The organism is Thermodesulfovibrio sp. Kuro-1, from assembly GCF_006538445.1.
Classification (GTDB): Bacteria; Nitrospirota; Thermodesulfovibrionia; order Thermodesulfovibrionales; family Thermodesulfovibrionaceae; genus Thermodesulfovibrio; species Thermodesulfovibrio yellowstonii.
Window position 1 is genome coordinate 95,062 of record NZ_BJKS01000003.1, and the last position, 15,289, is coordinate 110,350.

Genomic DNA, 15,289 nt, shown 5'->3' on the forward strand with positions numbered 1-15,289 from the left:
AAATTATAACACAAATGAGTGAAAGAATATCAATGTATTTTAATGAGAAGAGCTATAAAAATTTTTTAAAGAATTAATTAATACTTTTTATAAAAAAGAGGGTCTTCGCAGGTCTTTTTAAGGCATGATTTTAAAATTAGTTCAATTTTTGAAGCAATTTCCTCATTAAACCCAACAAAACTTTTGTCGCCTATGAAAGTAACAGGTACTCCTGTTGGACTTATACCATAAGACCTTGACATTGTCATTAAAAGTTCTCTGGGAGCTTGATTATGTATAACCTCATAATCTTTTATTTCAAGTCTTGGATATTTCTTTTTTAGGGTAGTCAAAAAAATTTTTTCCTTCGCACAGTAAGGGCAACCCTCACCCCAGAAAAAATAAAGAATTACAGATTTTTTGTTTTCAGCAAAAGAGAGATTAGAGGAAAAAGTCAATAAAAATACGAATGTTAATATTAAAACATACCAACTTTTGACCTTAATCATAGAAAAATATAGCATATATATGATAAATTAATCAATTCATAGTCTTTCACAACTATTGTATTTAGGAGGCTTTAATGTCAAAAATTGATAGATGGAATGAAAAGATTTGGAATTTCTTCGCATCAGTTGATCTTGCCATAGCTTTGTTTATTATTATCTCAATTGGTGCAGCAATCGGAACAATCATCCCACAACAAACAGACCCTGAAGCAATAGTAAGGTTTTTTTCTAAATTTCTTCCTCCTGTAAGTGCTATGAAAGCTTATGAGATAGTAAACCTTTTAGATTTGAATAATCTTTATCACAGTTGGTGGTTTACTTTTTTACTTTTTATGTTTGCTTTAAACTTAATTGTTTGCTCTACGGACAGACTGCCTTCACTTTTAAAATCATTTAAAACCTCTTCCCATCCTCTGCCGGCTCAAGTTTTAGAGAAAATGCCAATAAAGAAAAAAATAGATAATATTCAACCTAATATTTTGGATAAAATTAATGGAATATTAAAAAATAAAGGTTTTTCAATACATGTTTTTGAAACCCAAGAAGGGATACAAATTCAAGCTCAAAAATGGAGTAAAACAAGATTAGCTGTATATTTAACTCATTTGAGCATCCTTATTATACTTGTCGGAACTCTCATGGGAACTTTTTGGGGTTTTAGAGGCTCTATGAATATAGTAGAGGGAACAGGATTAAACTTTGCAATTTCTGATAGTGGCAAAGCAATTCCTTTAGATTTTGAAGTTAGATGCGATAAATTTGAAGCTGAATACTATGAAAATTCTTCTATACCAAAGGCTTATAGAAGTTACATAAGAATTTTAGAAAATGGACAAGTTATAAAATTTGATAATAAAGAAAATGTTATAATTGAAGTTAATCAACCATTTTCATATAAAGGAATCACTTTTTATCAGGCAAGTTATGGTTTTCAACCTTCAGAACATGCTGAATTTAGATTCACCTATTTTGATAAAACAGGTAAAGAACATAAAATAAATGCCCGCTTTGAAGAGAAATTTAATATTCCTGGTACATCTGCTATCGCTTCTGTTATTGATTTTTCACCTGCATTAGGGATTGATGAACAGGGAAAACTTTTCAATATGGATACAAATATGATAAATCCTGCTGTTTTAGTGCAATTTGATGACAAAGGCAAGAAAACTGAACAATGGATACTAACAAGAATTCCTGAAACATGGGTAACCCCTTATGGAAAACTAAAGTTTAATGAACTATGGGGAGCACAATTTACAGGACTTCAGATAAGAAAAGACCCTGGAATTCCTTTAATTTATATAGGTTCAATCTTTCTGTGTATAGGTCTTTTTATTTCTCTTTTTTTACGACCTATTACATTATTTGTAACCATAAGTAAAGATAATTTAATATTTTATTGTCCATCTTCAAAAACTTCTTTAATAATTGAAAAACAGATTAATGAAATTATCAACAAACTGAAAGGAGAAAATATATGAGCTATCAAACAATCTCAATTGCGGGATTACTTTACATACTTGCAATGCCTATTTATATTGTTTACGTTCTAACTAAAAATAATAAAGTTGGATACATTGCAACTGCTACATTGTCTTTTGGCGCTTTAATTCATATTTATGGATTTATTCAAAGATTTAAGGAAATGTATGCAATAAATCATTCAATTATGAGAAGCATTCCTATTACAAATCTCTACGAAAGTTTGATTTTCTTTGTTTTGTGTTTAATAGTGGGATATTTATTTATTGAGTGGAAATATAAAAAGAAAAGTTTTGGAGTTTTTATCTCTATAGTAGCAGGAATTACAATTGGACTTACAGACCTTCTTGGAATTTCAAAAGAAGTTCAACCTTTAGTGCCTGCATTAAAAAGTAATTGGCTTCTTGCACATGTAACGCTCAGTTTTATATCCTATGCTGCCTTTGGAATAAGTTTTATAACAGGACTGCTTCATGTTATTATGGAATCGCAGGATAAAAAATCCTTTAAATATATCTTCTCAACAACTTTGCTTGGATTTATGCTGTTTATGTTTATATCTGTGATAATTGATATCATTACTGCATCAAATCCAAAAACTGTTAAAATTTTTCATTCTACAATTGGCAATCCGTCAGTTTTCATATCAATAATAAGCTGGATGATATTAATATTTTTGATTTTTATTACATGGAAATTTGGTCATATATTAAATAAAATTCTCAATAGTTTCAAAATAGATTCAAATTTTCTTGAAGATATAACCTATAAAGGAATAGCTTTCGGCTTTCCTATATTTACTATTGGTGGACTTGTTTTTGGAGCAATATGGGCTGATCAGGCATGGGGAAGATACTGGGGATGGGACCCAAAGGAAACATGGTCTTTGATTACATGGTTTGTCTACGCCTTTTATTTTCATGCAAAATTTATCAGAGGATGGCGGGGAACAAAAACTTCAATGATTGCTGTAGTCGGATTTATTGTTACAATATTCACATATCTTGGAGTAAATTTATTTTTAAGCGGACTCCACTCTTACGGAAGCATGTAGACCCATGCTTATACTTGGAATTGACACATCTTGTGATGATACTTCTGTCGCAGTACTTGAAAATAGAAATATCTTGAGTAATATTGTTTCATCACAGATAAAATTTCATAGCAAATACGGAGGAATTGTCCCAGAGATTGCCTCACGAAAGCATATTGAATGGATATGGGATGTGACAGAAAAAGCTCTATCAGAGGCAAAGACTGATTTAAAAGATATTGATTTGATTGCAGTTTGTTATGGTCCTGGACTTATTGGTTCGCTTTTAGTAGGGCTTTGTTTTGCAAAATCTTTAAGTTATGCTTCAGGAAAACCATTAGTTGGAGTAAATCACATTGAAGGGCATATTCAGGCAATCTTTCTTGAAAAATCTTATCCAGAATATCCATTCCTTTGCCTGATTGTTTCAGGTGGACATACAAGTCTGTACAGAGTGAATGATTTCGGTGCTTATAAAGAACTTGGAAGAACCCGTGATGATGCTGCTGGTGAAGCCTATGACAAAGTAGCAAAAATGCTTGGACTTGGATATCCAGGAGGACCTGTAATTGATGCATTAGCAAAGGAAGGTTGTAATGAAAAATTTAATCTTCCAAGACCGTATCTTCATGGAAGTTTGGATTTTAGCTTTAGTGGTTTAAAAACAGCTATTAAAGTTCTTTTAAAAAATCTTGGATATAAAGAAGGTAATGTCCCAGATGAAATAAAAAAAGATATTGCAGCATCATTTCAAACTTCAGTTGTTGATGTATTGATTGAAAAAATAAAATGGGCGATATCTTCAGAAAAGTTAAATAGAGTTGTTATCACAGGAGGAGTTGCTGCAAATAGTGAATTACGAAGACGTGCTGAAATGTTAAAAGACAAAGGAATAAATGTTTATCTTCCTTCTAAATCTTTGTGTACAGACAATGCTGCCATGATAGCTATTACTGGATATAATAAATTTTTAAAGGGTGAAATTTCTGATCTTTTTCTTAATGCCAGAGCTTATTTACCTTTATAAGAAGCTGTTCAATTACTAACTATCATTCCGAAGGGATGATGCCCCGAGGAATCTGACCCTAAAGGGTTATCCCAAGGGCATTGCCCGAAGGATCTCCTTTGTTGAAAAATGAAGGAGATTTCTCGCTTTCGCTCGGAATGACAAATGGAGGTAAATAACAAACATTATGAGTTAAAATATTAAATACGTTGTAATTCATTGATTTATAAGAAGTTGTAAATTTTTGAACAGGCTCATATAAAAAATTAGGAGGGTAAAATATGAAAATTATTCTTGCATATTCAGGAGGTCTTGATACCTCTGTTGCAATTAAATGGTTAAAAGAAAAATATGGTGCAGATGTTATTGCTTTCTGTGCAGATATTGGACAGGAAGAAAACTTTCAAGAAATTGCTGAAAAGGCTATTAAAACAGGTGCTTCTAATGTATATATAGAGGATCTTAAAGAAGAATTTATCCGGAATTTTGTGTTTCCAATGTTGAGAGCAAATGCAGTATATGAAACAGGATATCTTATGGGGACCTCTATTGCCAGACCTCTTATTGCAAAAAAACAGATTGATATAGCTATAAAAGAAAAAGCTGAAGCAGTTGCTCATGGAGCTACGGGAAAAGGGAATGATCAGGTAAGATTTGAATTAACTTATTATGCTCTGAAACCTGACATAAAAGTAATTGCACCATGGCGTGAGTGGGAGTTTGACTCACGAAGCTCTCTTATTGAATATGCTCAAAAACATAATATACCCGTGCAGGCAACAAAGGAAAAACCTTATAGTATAGACAGAAATCTTTTTCATATAAGCTATGAAGGTGGAATTCTTGAAGACCCATGGAATGAACCACCCCAGGACATGTATACAATGGTAATACCACCTGAGAAAGCTCCAGATAAACCTGTTTATATTGAAATAACATATGAAAGCGGTAATCCTGTAGCATTAAATGGTGAAAAACTTTCAAGTGTAGAATTGTTTAATAAATTAAATAAAATTGCAGGAGAAAATGGGATTGGAAGAGTAGATATTGTGGAAAATCGTTATGTTGGAATAAAATCAAGAGGAGTATATGAAACTCCTGCCGGGACGGTTCTTCATATTGCTCATAAAGCAATTGAATCAATAACAATGGATAGAGAATTAATGCATTTAAGAGATAGCCTTATTCCACGATATTCTGAACTAATCTATTATGGATACTGGTTTTCGCCTGAAAGAGAAGCTTTGCAGAAGTTAATTGACGAAACTCAAAAAAATGTAACAGGAACTGTAAGGCTCAAACTTTACAAAGGTAATTGTATTGTTGTCGGAAGAAAATCCCCCTACTCTCTTTATAGTATAGAGCATGCGACCTTTGAAAAAGACAGGGTTTATAATCAGAAAGACGCTGAAGGATTTATAAAAATTAATGCATTAAGATTAAGGATGTTAAAAAAGAGTAATGATTAGTGAAGAAATAAGATATTGTCTTGCTTTAAATGAGATAAAAGACATAGGTCCTGTTCTTCTAAAAAGGCTTTTTTCAAGGTTTGGTTTAGCAAAACAGATTTTTAATGCAACCATTGATGAACTTGCTTATGTTGAAGGAATAGGTATAGAAAAAGCAAAAAGAATAAAAAATTTTGACAAATGGAATGTTATAGAAAAATTAATAAAACTCTGCGAAAATAGAGATATAGCAATTTATTCATTTAGTGATGAGAAATATCCCAAGCTTTTAAAAGAAATCCATGACCCACCTGTAGTTTTATTCTGTAGAGGGGAATTGTTATCAGAAGATAACGCTGCCCTATCCATTGTTGGTTCAAGAAGACTAAGCGAATATGGCAGAAGAATAACAGAAAGATTAGCATATGACCTTGCATGTCTTGGGATAACCATAGTAAGCGGGCTTGCAAGAGGAATTGACTCAGTTGCTCATAACTCCACTCTTTCAGCAGGAGGAAGAACTATCGCTATTCTTGGAAGCGGAGTTTCATGTATATATCCTCCTGAAAATAAAATGCTTGCAGAAAAAATTATAAAAAATGGTGCCATTATAAGTGAATTTTATCCAGATGAAGGACCAAGAAAAGAGAATTTTCCAAGAAGAAATAGAATAATAAGTGGATTATCATTCGGAACTCTTGTTACAGAAGCTACGATAAATTCTGGTGCATTAATAACAGCATCTTTTGCTTTGGAACAGGGTAGAGAAGTTTTTGCAGTTCCTGGAAACATTACTTCAAAAAACTCTGAAGGAACAAATTATTTAATACAAAAAGGAGCAAAACTTGTAACAAAAGTAGAAGATATACTTGAGGAGATTGAACAATTTATTCCATTATTAAAAAAAATAACAACTGAGTTATCAAACGAAACAACTAAAACTGACAGGCTTGATAATGATGAAAAAATAGTATTTAATATATTGAATGAGCCTTTGTATCTGGATGAAATAATATTAAAAACAGGCATGAATACAGCTAAGGTTCTTGAAATACTTCTCAGCCTTGAAATAGATGGATTAATCAATAAAATAGAAGGCAAATATGTAAGGAGGATATGAATGAAGCTTCTTGATTTTCTGAGAGTTCTTGCAAGAGAGCTTATTGATAACGATTATAACGATGAAACATTAAAAGATTTCTCTCTTCTGGACATTGATTTACATCAGATTAAAGAAGAACTGAATTTCATTGAAGGAAGCGAACTTCTTGACCGTGAAGAAATTGATATGATTAGAGCACTGCTTGTTTATTTACTTATGAGGGAAACAGAACTTCATGATGATGACATATATAGTTTCATTTTTAGTAAAGGGAAACAGATAGTATGGAATTGAAAGGAAAAAATCTCATAATTGTTGAATCACCTGCAAAAGCAAAAACAATTAATAAAATCGTTGGGAAAGATTTTCAGGTGAAAGCATCTATTGGACATATAAAAGACCTCCCAGAAGACAGACTTGGTGTTGATATAGAAAAAGGATTTCAGCCTGACTATATCATAATTCCAGGTAAAGAAAAAATTGTAAAAGAACTCAAAGATTCAGCAAAGAATGCTCAAAAAATTTTTATTGCTACTGACCCTGATAGAGAAGGCGAAGCAATAGCCTATCATATTGCAGAAGAAATAAAAGTGCCAGAAAATAAAGTTTATAGAGCCATTTTTCATGAAATAACTCCAAATGCTGTGAAAGCAGCGATAGCAAATCCCTCAAAAATAGATATAAACAAAGTATATTCACAGCAAGCAAGAAGAATTCTGGACAGACTTGTAGGTTATAATCTAAGCCCATTTCTATGGAAAAAGGTAAAAAAAGGACTTTCTGCTGGAAGAGTTCAGTCTGTTGCCTTAAGAATGGTTGTTGAGAGAGAAAAAGAGATTCTTATATTTCAGCCAGAAAATTACTGGACCATTGTTGGTAATTTTAAAAATGATGAAAATCTAAAAGAACTTCGTGCAAATCTTTATAAATATAAAGGTAAACTGATTATTGACCGTAAAGAAGAAAAAGCAAAATTTTTAATTACTGATGAAGAAACTGCTCAAAAAATTATTGAAGAACTTAAAAAATTAAATTATATACTTACAAAAGTAGAAAAAAAGAAGAAAAAGAAAAATCCACCAGAACCTTTCAGAACAGCAACACTGCAAGCACAGGCTTCTTCAACTTTGGGTTTTTCTCCTAAAAAAACCATGATGCTTGCACAACAGCTTTATGAAGGCATAGATATAGAAGGTACAAGGATCGGTCTTATCACGTACATGAGAACTGACTCAACAAGAGTTGCTGAAGAAGCAAAAAAATGGGCAAAAAATATCATAGAAAAAAATTTCGGCAAAGAGTTTGTTGGTAATCATAAAATCCACGAAACAAAAAAACAGAAAACTCCAATACAAGATGCTCACGAATGTATAAGACCTACTTATCCTGATAAATCGCCTGAAAGCATTAAAAAATATCTTACAAAGGAGCAGTATAGTCTTTATAAGCTTATATGGGATAGGTTTCTGGCAAGCCAGATGTCGCCAGCTGAAGTAGAGCAAACTACATATATAATTGAAGATTTGGATAGTATTGCTCAATTTAGAGTAACTGGCTCTGTAATTACATTTCCAGGTTTTCTAATTATCTATAAAGACGAAGAATCCGAAGAAGATACTGTTTTACCTCAATTGAATGAAAAAACTTCACTCAAAATTTCAGAACTTGAAGCTCAAAAACATACAACAGAGCCACCTCCAAGATATACAGAAGCAACTCTTGTTAAAGCACTTGAAGAAAAGGGAATCGGAAGACCATCCACTTACGCGACTATATTAAGCACTATTCAGGAAAGAGGATATGTAAAAAAAGTTAAACAAAAGCTTCAGCCCACCTACTTAGGCTTTGTTGTTAATGACCTTCTTGAAGAAAAATTTCCAGAACTGATGGATTATAGCTTCACTGCAAAGATGGAAGAAGATCTTGATAAAATTTCATTAAATGAAGCAAAGTGGAATAAAGTAATAGAGGAATTTTATAAAGAATTTGAAAATGACCTTGACCAAGCATCCAAAATATCAAAAGTAATAAAACCAAAGGAAATAAAAACCTCTTTTAAATGTGAAAAATGCGGCAAAGACATGGTTATAAGATGGAGTAAGGGAGTGCCATTTTTAGCATGTTCTGGATATCCTGAATGTAAAAATACCAGATCTTTAAATAATAATGAAAATGGATCTACAAAGAAAACCTTAGATAAAAAGTGTCCTCAATGCGGAGCTCAACTTGTAGTTAGAAATGGTAAAAGAGGAGAATTTATCGCATGTTCAAACTATCCTAAATGTAAATTCACCCAATCAATAACTGCACAAGTAAAATGTCCCCAATGTGGAGGTGATATTTTAAAAAAACAAACTAAAAAAGGTAGAACTTTCTGGGCATGTGCAAATTATCCAAAATGTAAATTTACACTTTCAAATGAACCAGTTCCTGCAGAATGTCCTAAATGTAAGTCTTCATATATGTTAAAAAAGAAAGATAGAAATGGAACTGAATTTTTAATTTGCCATAATAAAGCATGTAAAGGTAAAATAGAAATAAAAGAACATTCAACTGGGACCGACCCTGCGCAACAGAAGGATGCAAACCCCGCCAGGTCCGGAAGGAAGCAACGGTAAGCATTTAATTCTGTGTGCCGCAGTAAGTCGGTCCCTTTATTAAAGGAAACAATATGGAATATCTTGGACTTGCAAGAAAATATAGACCACAAAAATTTTCAGACCTTACAGGACAAGATGTTGTTATAAAAATTCTTCAAAACTCATTGCAAACTGGTAAAATTTCTCATGCCTATGTTTTTTCAGGACCAAAAGGTGTTGGTAAAACATCAACAGCAAGAATTCTTGCAAAAGCTTTAAACTGCATAGACTCCCAAAATAAGCCATGTGATAAATGTCCTTCATGTGTTGCAATAAAAGAAGGTAGAGCAATGAGTGTTATAGAAATAGATGCCGCATCCCATACTTCTGTAGAAAACATAAGAGATTTAAGAGAAAATATTCGTTATGCTTCTGCGGAAGGATTTTATAAAGTTTATATAATTGATGAAGCTCATATGCTCAGCCAATCAGCTTTTAATGCCTTTCTTAAAACCCTTGAAGAGCCTCCTCCACATGTAGTATTTGTTTTAGCAACAACTGAACCAAGAAAAATTCCCCTTACTGTGTTAAGTCGTTGTCAACATTTACAATTTAAAAGAATTCCGATTAATTTAATAAAACAAAGACTTCAATTTATCTGCAATCAGGAAAATATAAATGCTACAGAAGAAGCACTTTATACTATAGCTTCAAATTCTGAAGGAAGTATGAGAGATGCATTGACAATGCTTGATCAAGTTACATCATTTACAGAAAATGTAACACAGGATAATGTAAATTTATTAATTGGTGGCACAGATGTGAATGTGCTTTATGAACTTACAGAATGTTTAATTGATGGTAATAGAGAAAAAATTATTCTAAAAGTAGAAGAACTTAATAATTTTGGAACAGATTTCAAACGACTTGTAGGTGACCTAATCAACTTTATAAGAAATACTCTTATTAGTAAAATTACAAAAAGTTTTAAACTTTACATAAGCGAATCAGAGGCATCTTTGATAGAAAAGTTGAATAAAAAAACATCTGAGGAGCATTTAGTTGTTCTTTTAAAAGAATTGATTAATTCAGAATTTGCAATCAGGAGTTCATTTTTTCCCAGAGTTATTTTTGAAATAACTCTACTCAAACTCAGTTTTCTTGCTCATTTTAAAAATATAGATGATATTATAGAGGAAGCGAAAAAAAAATCACCATTACAGCCTCCTTCTCTCCCTTTAAATAATAATGATGATATATCTTTATCTCAAAATTGGTTTAAATTTCTTGAAAAACTTGAAGCTCAAAATCATTTACTTGCTATGAAAATCAAACATGCTAAAGTTAACTTTGCAGACAAAGAAATCCAACTTATTTATAATGGAGGAGCGTCATTTTATGCTGAATCAATAAAGGAAAATTTATCAGAAATTCAAAACATATTGAAAGAATTTATTTCTGATGTTAAGATAACTATACATTCTTATGAGGATATGAGCTCAAAGGATTCAAAACAGACAGAAAATTTAAAACAGGAGGCAATTAACCATCCAATTGTAAAAAAAACATTACAACTTTTTGAAGGAAGAATTTTCAATATAATACCTAAAAAAGGAGGCAATAATGTCTAAAAAAATGTTTGGTGAAATAATGAGACAGGCTCAGAAAATTCAAGAAGAAATTCAGAAAAAACAAGAAGAAGTAAAAAAAATGACTGTTGAAGCAACATCAGGTGGTGGCATGGTTACTGTTCAAGCAAATGGTGCTGGAGAGATAGTTTCAATAAAAATTGATAGAGAAGTTGTAAACCCTGATGATATTGAAATGCTTGAAGATTTAGTTCTTGCTGCTGTAAATGAAGCAATAAAAAGAGCTCATGAACTCGCCCAAAGTGAAATGGCTAAGGTTTCCATGCCATTTAATCTTCCTGGCATGCCTGATTTAAGCAGTCTTTTTGGCAAACTATGAGCAATCCCTTAGAAAATCTTATTGAAAACCTGTGTAAATTGCCAGGCATTGGCAGAAAAACTGCTCAAAGACTGGCATTTTTTATAATGAATATGCCTGAAAACGAAGCTCTTGAAATTGCTGAGGCAATTATAAATTTGAAAAAGAAAGCCAAATTTTGCTCTGTTTGTTTTAATATAACTGAAAATGAAAAATGTAACATATGCAGTAATTCTATAAGAGACCATTCAATTATCTGCGTGGTAGAAGAACCGAGCAATATAATTTTATTTGAAAAAACAGGTTATAAAGGTGTATATCATGTTCTTGGTGGAAATATATCACCTGTTGATGGATTAACTCCTGATAAACTAAAAATAAAAGAACTGGAAGAAAGAGTTAAAACAGGACAAATCCGTGAAGTAATTATTTCAACAAGTCCAAACACCAAAGGAGAACTTACAGCTCAATGGATTGCTGATTTATTAAAAAAATACAATGTAAAAATTTCAAGAATTGCTTATGGACTTCCAATAGGTATTGACATTGAATTTGCAGATGAAGTAACATTGTCAAAGGCTTTGGAAGGAAGGAAGCCAGTTAATGTATGAAGAATTAAAAAAAAGAAGATTAGAGCTTAAAAAAACATTAGAAGAAATTGCTGAAAAAACAAAAATAAAAAAACATTGTCTACAGTTAATAGAAGAAGGTAAATTTGATGAATTACCAATTGAAGTTTACACAAGAGCATATATTAAAACATATGCTGAAAGCATCGGAATTGATCCATCTATTATCTTAAAAGACTATGAAGAATACCTTAAAACAAAAAAACAAAATGTGCAACAAATTGAACTTAAACCTAAATTTGAATCTGAACCTGAACCTAAACCTGAAATTTTAAAAAAATCCTCAGATAAAAAAATTTTTTCTCTTAAAAAATTTCCTGCTTGGGCAATGACTGCGGGGATTATTTTTGCTGTTATTTTTGTTATAATTTTTCTTATTCAATTTGACAAAAAAGAATATGAAATACCTCCACCTCCCTCTATAAAACAAGAAGTAATATCAGAAAATACGAAAGTTCAAGAAAAAATAGATAAAAATGAACAAAAACAAGAAATATCTGTACATCAACAAAGTCTTAAAATTGAAGCTATTGATAAGGTATGGATGAGAATTACAATAGATGATAAAGAAAAAAAGGAGTTTCTCCTCAATCCAGGACAAAAAATAGAACTTCAAGCGGATAAATCTTTTAAACTCCATATAGGAAATGCTGGAGGCGTCAAAATCTTATTTAATGACAAAGATTTGGGAAAACTTGGAGAAACAGGACAGGTAGTATACCTTAATCTTCCACAGGACAAAAATTGAAACCCGAAGAAGTTTTAGATTTCATAAAAAAATCTGGAAGACCTTTGAGTTTTAGAGAAATATCAGAGTCCTTTGGTCTTAAAGCCTCGGAAAGAAAAAAACTGAAACGTATGCTTAAAGAACTTCTCTCGCAGGGAAAAATTTTAAGAAATAGAAAAGGACTCTATCTAACCATTAAAGAAGCAAAATTAATAACAGGATTTTTTGAGGCTCACAAAAATGGATTTGGTTTTGTCATTCCTGATTCTCCCAAAGAAACGGACATATTTATCCCTCCTCATGCAACTATGGGAGCAATGCATGGAGACAGAGTAGTAGCGAGGGTAGAACAGAGAAAAAAAAGAGAAGGGAGAATAGTAAGAATTCTTGAAAGAGCTACAAGAAGAGTTGTTGGGATAGTTGAAAAATCAGGTCCTATTTTTTACATTCAACCCCGGAAAAAAAATATAAATCAGCAAATAGTTATTGCTTCAGGAGATATTAAAGTAAATCCAGGAAGTCTGGTACTTGCTGAAATAGTTACATATCAAGCAGTAAATAAACCTCTTGTTGCAAAGATATTGAAAGTTTTTGAAAAACCTAAAACTCCTAAAGAGGACATTGAAATATTAACATATGAATACGAATTACCCAAAAAATTCTCTAAGGAAGTTTCAAATTTTTCTGAAGAACTTTCTCTTAAAGGCATTTCCAAAAAACAGTTTAAAAATAGAGTTGACTTGAGAGAACTGCCAACTGTAACCATAGATGGAGAAAATGCAAAAGATTTTGACGATGCTGTATCAATTAAAAAAATACGAAATGGGTTCATTCTTTGGGTTCATATTGCAGATGTAAGTCACTATATAAAATGGAATTCTACAATAGATGGCGAAGCAAGACATAGAGGAACAAGTGTTTATCTTCCAGACAGAGTGATACCAATGCTTCCTCCTGAATTAAGTGAAAATCTTTGTAGTTTACTTCCAAAAATCCCAAGACTTACCTTTACAGTTGAAATGCATTTTAGTAATTCAGGAGAAAGAAAAGAATCTCTTTTTTATCCGAGTATCATTCAAACAGCTGAAAGAATGACCTATACTTCAGTAAAAAAAATATTAATAGATAAAGACAAAGAGGAAATTAAAAGATACAAACCACTTGTACCTTACTTTGAAAAAATGGCTGAACTCTGTGAAATTCTTAAAAACAAAAGAAAAAAAAGAGGTAGCCTTGACTTTGATTTACCTGAACCTGAAGTTTTACTTGATATAAAAGGAGATCCTCATGCAATCATCAAAGCTGAAAGAAATCTTGCCCATTTTATAATAGAAGAATTCATGATAGCAGCTAATGAAGCAGTAGCAGAGTTTTTATACTCAAATAACATCCCATCTCTTTATCGCGTCCATGAAGAACCGGAAACTAATAAAATTCAGTATATCACACGAATTGTAAAGAATCTCGGAATTTTGAAGCAAGATTTAAAACCATCTGATTTTCATGAATTTATTGAAATAATTAAAGGAACACCTTATGAAGAAATAGTAAACTATCTAATTTTAAGAAGTCTAAAACAGGCACGTTACAGTTCAGAAAATGTTGGACACTTTGGACTGGCTTCTGAATGTTATACTCATTTTACCTCTCCAATAAGAAGATATCCTGATCTTGTTGTTCACAGAATTTTAAAAGAGTTTTTACAAAAAGGAAAAATAACAAAGGAAAGACAAAAAGAGCTTAAAGAAATTTTGCCTCATATCGCAATACACAGTTCAAGAATGGAAAGAAGAGCTGATGAGGTTGAAAGGGACGCTATTCAGATAATGAGAGTTTGGTTTATGAAAGATAAAGTTGGTGAAGAATTTGAAGGTAGGGTTACAATGGTTACTCCTGAAGGCTTGCGAGTAAGACTTGAAGAATATTATATTGAAGGATTTCTACATCTTTCTCACATGATTGATGATTTTTATCAATTTGATGAGAAGAGATACTGTTTAATAGGACTAAAAAAGAAAAGAAAATTTACAATAGGAACCAAGCTTAATGTAAGAGTTTCAAAGGTTAGCCTTGAGGAAAGAGAGATAATTTTTGACCTTCTATAAATAAAACTTCATAGGTAGCATAAATTCCCTCATGATTACCAAAAAGTCTTTTATATGTATCGCAAAAATTTTTAAATGAATTTTTTCCTGAAAATTTACTATTTTTCGTATAATTTGTGCCCGTGAGCTTATGTGTAAGAAGCAAATCTGTAGGAGAATCATAAACTTCTCTGTAAGTTTTTATTTTATAATCAAAATGAAATCCTGTTTTTTGAATTATTTTCAAATAAAAATCTGCTTCTTTTAAAGGATATACTGAACCAAATCGTGTAATTTCTGAAACTTCTTTAAGTTCTTTCAAAGTACCTGAAGTAAAAATTGAAAAATGAAATTTTCCATTTTTTTTAAGAACATCAAAAAGTTTGAGAAAATTTTTTTCAGGATTTTTAATCCAGTGAAGTGTTGATGAACTTATCAATAAATCTGCCAAACTATCTTTAATTGGCATAGCCTCAGCACAGGCATTTATAAAAAAATGTTTGTTTATTGAATTTGTTTTCAGTCTTTTAAGGAATTCAAAAGATATATCAACATGTATAAATTTTTCAAATGAGAGAGTCTCTGAGAGAGGGATAGTTAAAAATCCTCTTCCACTTCCAATTTCAATAATAGTTGAATAATGTTTTTTCTCAATTTTTTTTAAAACTTCCTCAGCTACTTTTTTTTGTATTTTGCCTGCTTTCTCATAAGTTTCTACTGCTCTGTCAAAGTAATATTTAAGAGGTTTCATTTTTAATTTTAAC

General features: G+C 31.5%; 13 protein-coding genes, 1 other RNA gene and 1 pseudogene. 13 read left to right on the forward strand and 2 right to left on the reverse strand.

Annotated elements, in window-relative coordinates:
- Positions 1–77 precede the first annotated feature (77 nt).
- Positions 78–332 (reverse strand): hypothetical protein, encoded by a 255-nt coding sequence (locus tag FLY87_RS04545; protein ID WP_164924840.1) that lies wholly within the window; start codon positions 330–332, stop codon positions 78–80.
- Between the two features lie 230 nt (positions 333–562).
- On the opposite strand from FLY87_RS04545, the gene FLY87_RS04550 reads away from it, so the two are divergent.
- The 13 genes and pseudogenes from FLY87_RS04550 to rnr all read left to right on the forward strand — a co-directional run bounded on the left by FLY87_RS04550 (position 563) and on the right by rnr (position 14,546).
- A complete protein-coding gene (locus tag FLY87_RS04550; protein WP_012546737.1) occupies positions 563–1,969 on the forward strand; it encodes a cytochrome c biogenesis protein ResB in 1,407 nt (468 codons plus the stop codon).
- On the forward strand, positions 1,966–3,024 hold the full coding sequence (ccsB, locus tag FLY87_RS04555; protein WP_012544936.1) for a c-type cytochrome biogenesis protein CcsB: 1,059 nt from the start codon (positions 1,966–1,968) through the stop codon (positions 3,022–3,024). The genes FLY87_RS04550 and ccsB overlap by 4 nt, the downstream gene beginning before the upstream one ends.
- A gap of 4 nt (positions 3,025–3,028) precedes the next feature.
- Entirely contained in the window at positions 3,029–4,030 is a 1,002-nt protein-coding gene (gene tsaD / locus FLY87_RS04560; protein ID WP_012546527.1) for a tRNA (adenosine(37)-N6)-threonylcarbamoyltransferase complex transferase subunit TsaD, read from the forward strand.
- A gap of 260 nt (positions 4,031–4,290) precedes the next feature.
- Positions 4,291–5,478 (forward strand): argininosuccinate synthase, encoded by a 1,188-nt coding sequence (locus tag FLY87_RS04565; RefSeq protein ID WP_141266374.1) that lies wholly within the window; start codon positions 4,291–4,293, stop codon positions 5,476–5,478.
- Entirely contained in the window at positions 5,471–6,577 is a 1,107-nt protein-coding gene (dprA, locus tag FLY87_RS04570) for a DNA-processing protein DprA (RefSeq protein WP_028842742.1), read from the forward strand. Before FLY87_RS04565 ends, dprA begins: the two co-directional genes overlap by 8 nt.
- Positions 6,578–6,853, forward strand: a complete 276-nt coding sequence (locus FLY87_RS04575; RefSeq protein ID WP_012545446.1) for a serine/threonine protein kinase — start codon at positions 6,578–6,580, stop codon at positions 6,851–6,853. It abuts the gene before it with no gap.
- Positions 6,844–9,063, forward strand: a pseudogene (topA, locus tag FLY87_RS10410) (type I DNA topoisomerase); the annotation flags it as partial. The gene FLY87_RS04575 and the pseudogene topA, both read left to right, overlap by 10 nt.
- A 52-nt stretch (positions 9,064–9,115) precedes the next feature.
- Positions 9,116–9,214: signal recognition particle sRNA small type (ffs, locus tag FLY87_RS04585), an RNA gene on the forward strand.
- 16 nt (positions 9,215–9,230) lie between these two features.
- Positions 9,231–10,769, forward strand: a complete 1,539-nt coding sequence (gene dnaX, locus FLY87_RS04590) for a DNA polymerase III subunit gamma/tau (RefSeq protein WP_012546399.1) — start codon at positions 9,231–9,233, stop codon at positions 10,767–10,769.
- Positions 10,762–11,106, forward strand: a complete 345-nt coding sequence (locus FLY87_RS04595; protein ID WP_012546807.1) for a YbaB/EbfC family nucleoid-associated protein — start codon at positions 10,762–10,764, stop codon at positions 11,104–11,106. Before dnaX ends, FLY87_RS04595 begins: the two co-directional genes overlap by 8 nt.
- Positions 11,103–11,696 (forward strand): recombination mediator RecR, encoded by a 594-nt coding sequence (gene recR / locus FLY87_RS04600; RefSeq protein ID WP_012545737.1) that lies wholly within the window; start codon positions 11,103–11,105, stop codon positions 11,694–11,696. Before FLY87_RS04595 ends, recR begins: the two co-directional genes overlap by 4 nt.
- Positions 11,689–12,462, forward strand: a complete 774-nt coding sequence (locus FLY87_RS04605) for a helix-turn-helix domain-containing protein (RefSeq protein ID WP_012545129.1) — start codon at positions 11,689–11,691, stop codon at positions 12,460–12,462. The genes recR and FLY87_RS04605 overlap by 8 nt, the downstream gene beginning before the upstream one ends.
- A complete protein-coding gene (gene rnr, locus FLY87_RS04610) occupies positions 12,459–14,546 on the forward strand; it encodes a ribonuclease R (RefSeq protein WP_012545022.1) in 2,088 nt (695 codons plus the stop codon). Before FLY87_RS04605 ends, rnr begins: the two co-directional genes overlap by 4 nt.
- On the opposite strand, the gene FLY87_RS04615 is transcribed toward rnr, so the two are convergent.
- The gene (locus tag FLY87_RS04615) at positions 14,506–15,276 is read right to left on the reverse strand and encodes a methyltransferase domain-containing protein (protein WP_084205641.1); all 771 of its coding nucleotides are present in this window, start codon (positions 15,274–15,276) and stop codon (positions 14,506–14,508) included. The two genes, rnr and FLY87_RS04615, sit on opposite strands and share 41 nt — an antisense overlap.
- Between the last annotated feature and the right edge of the window lie 13 nt (positions 15,277–15,289).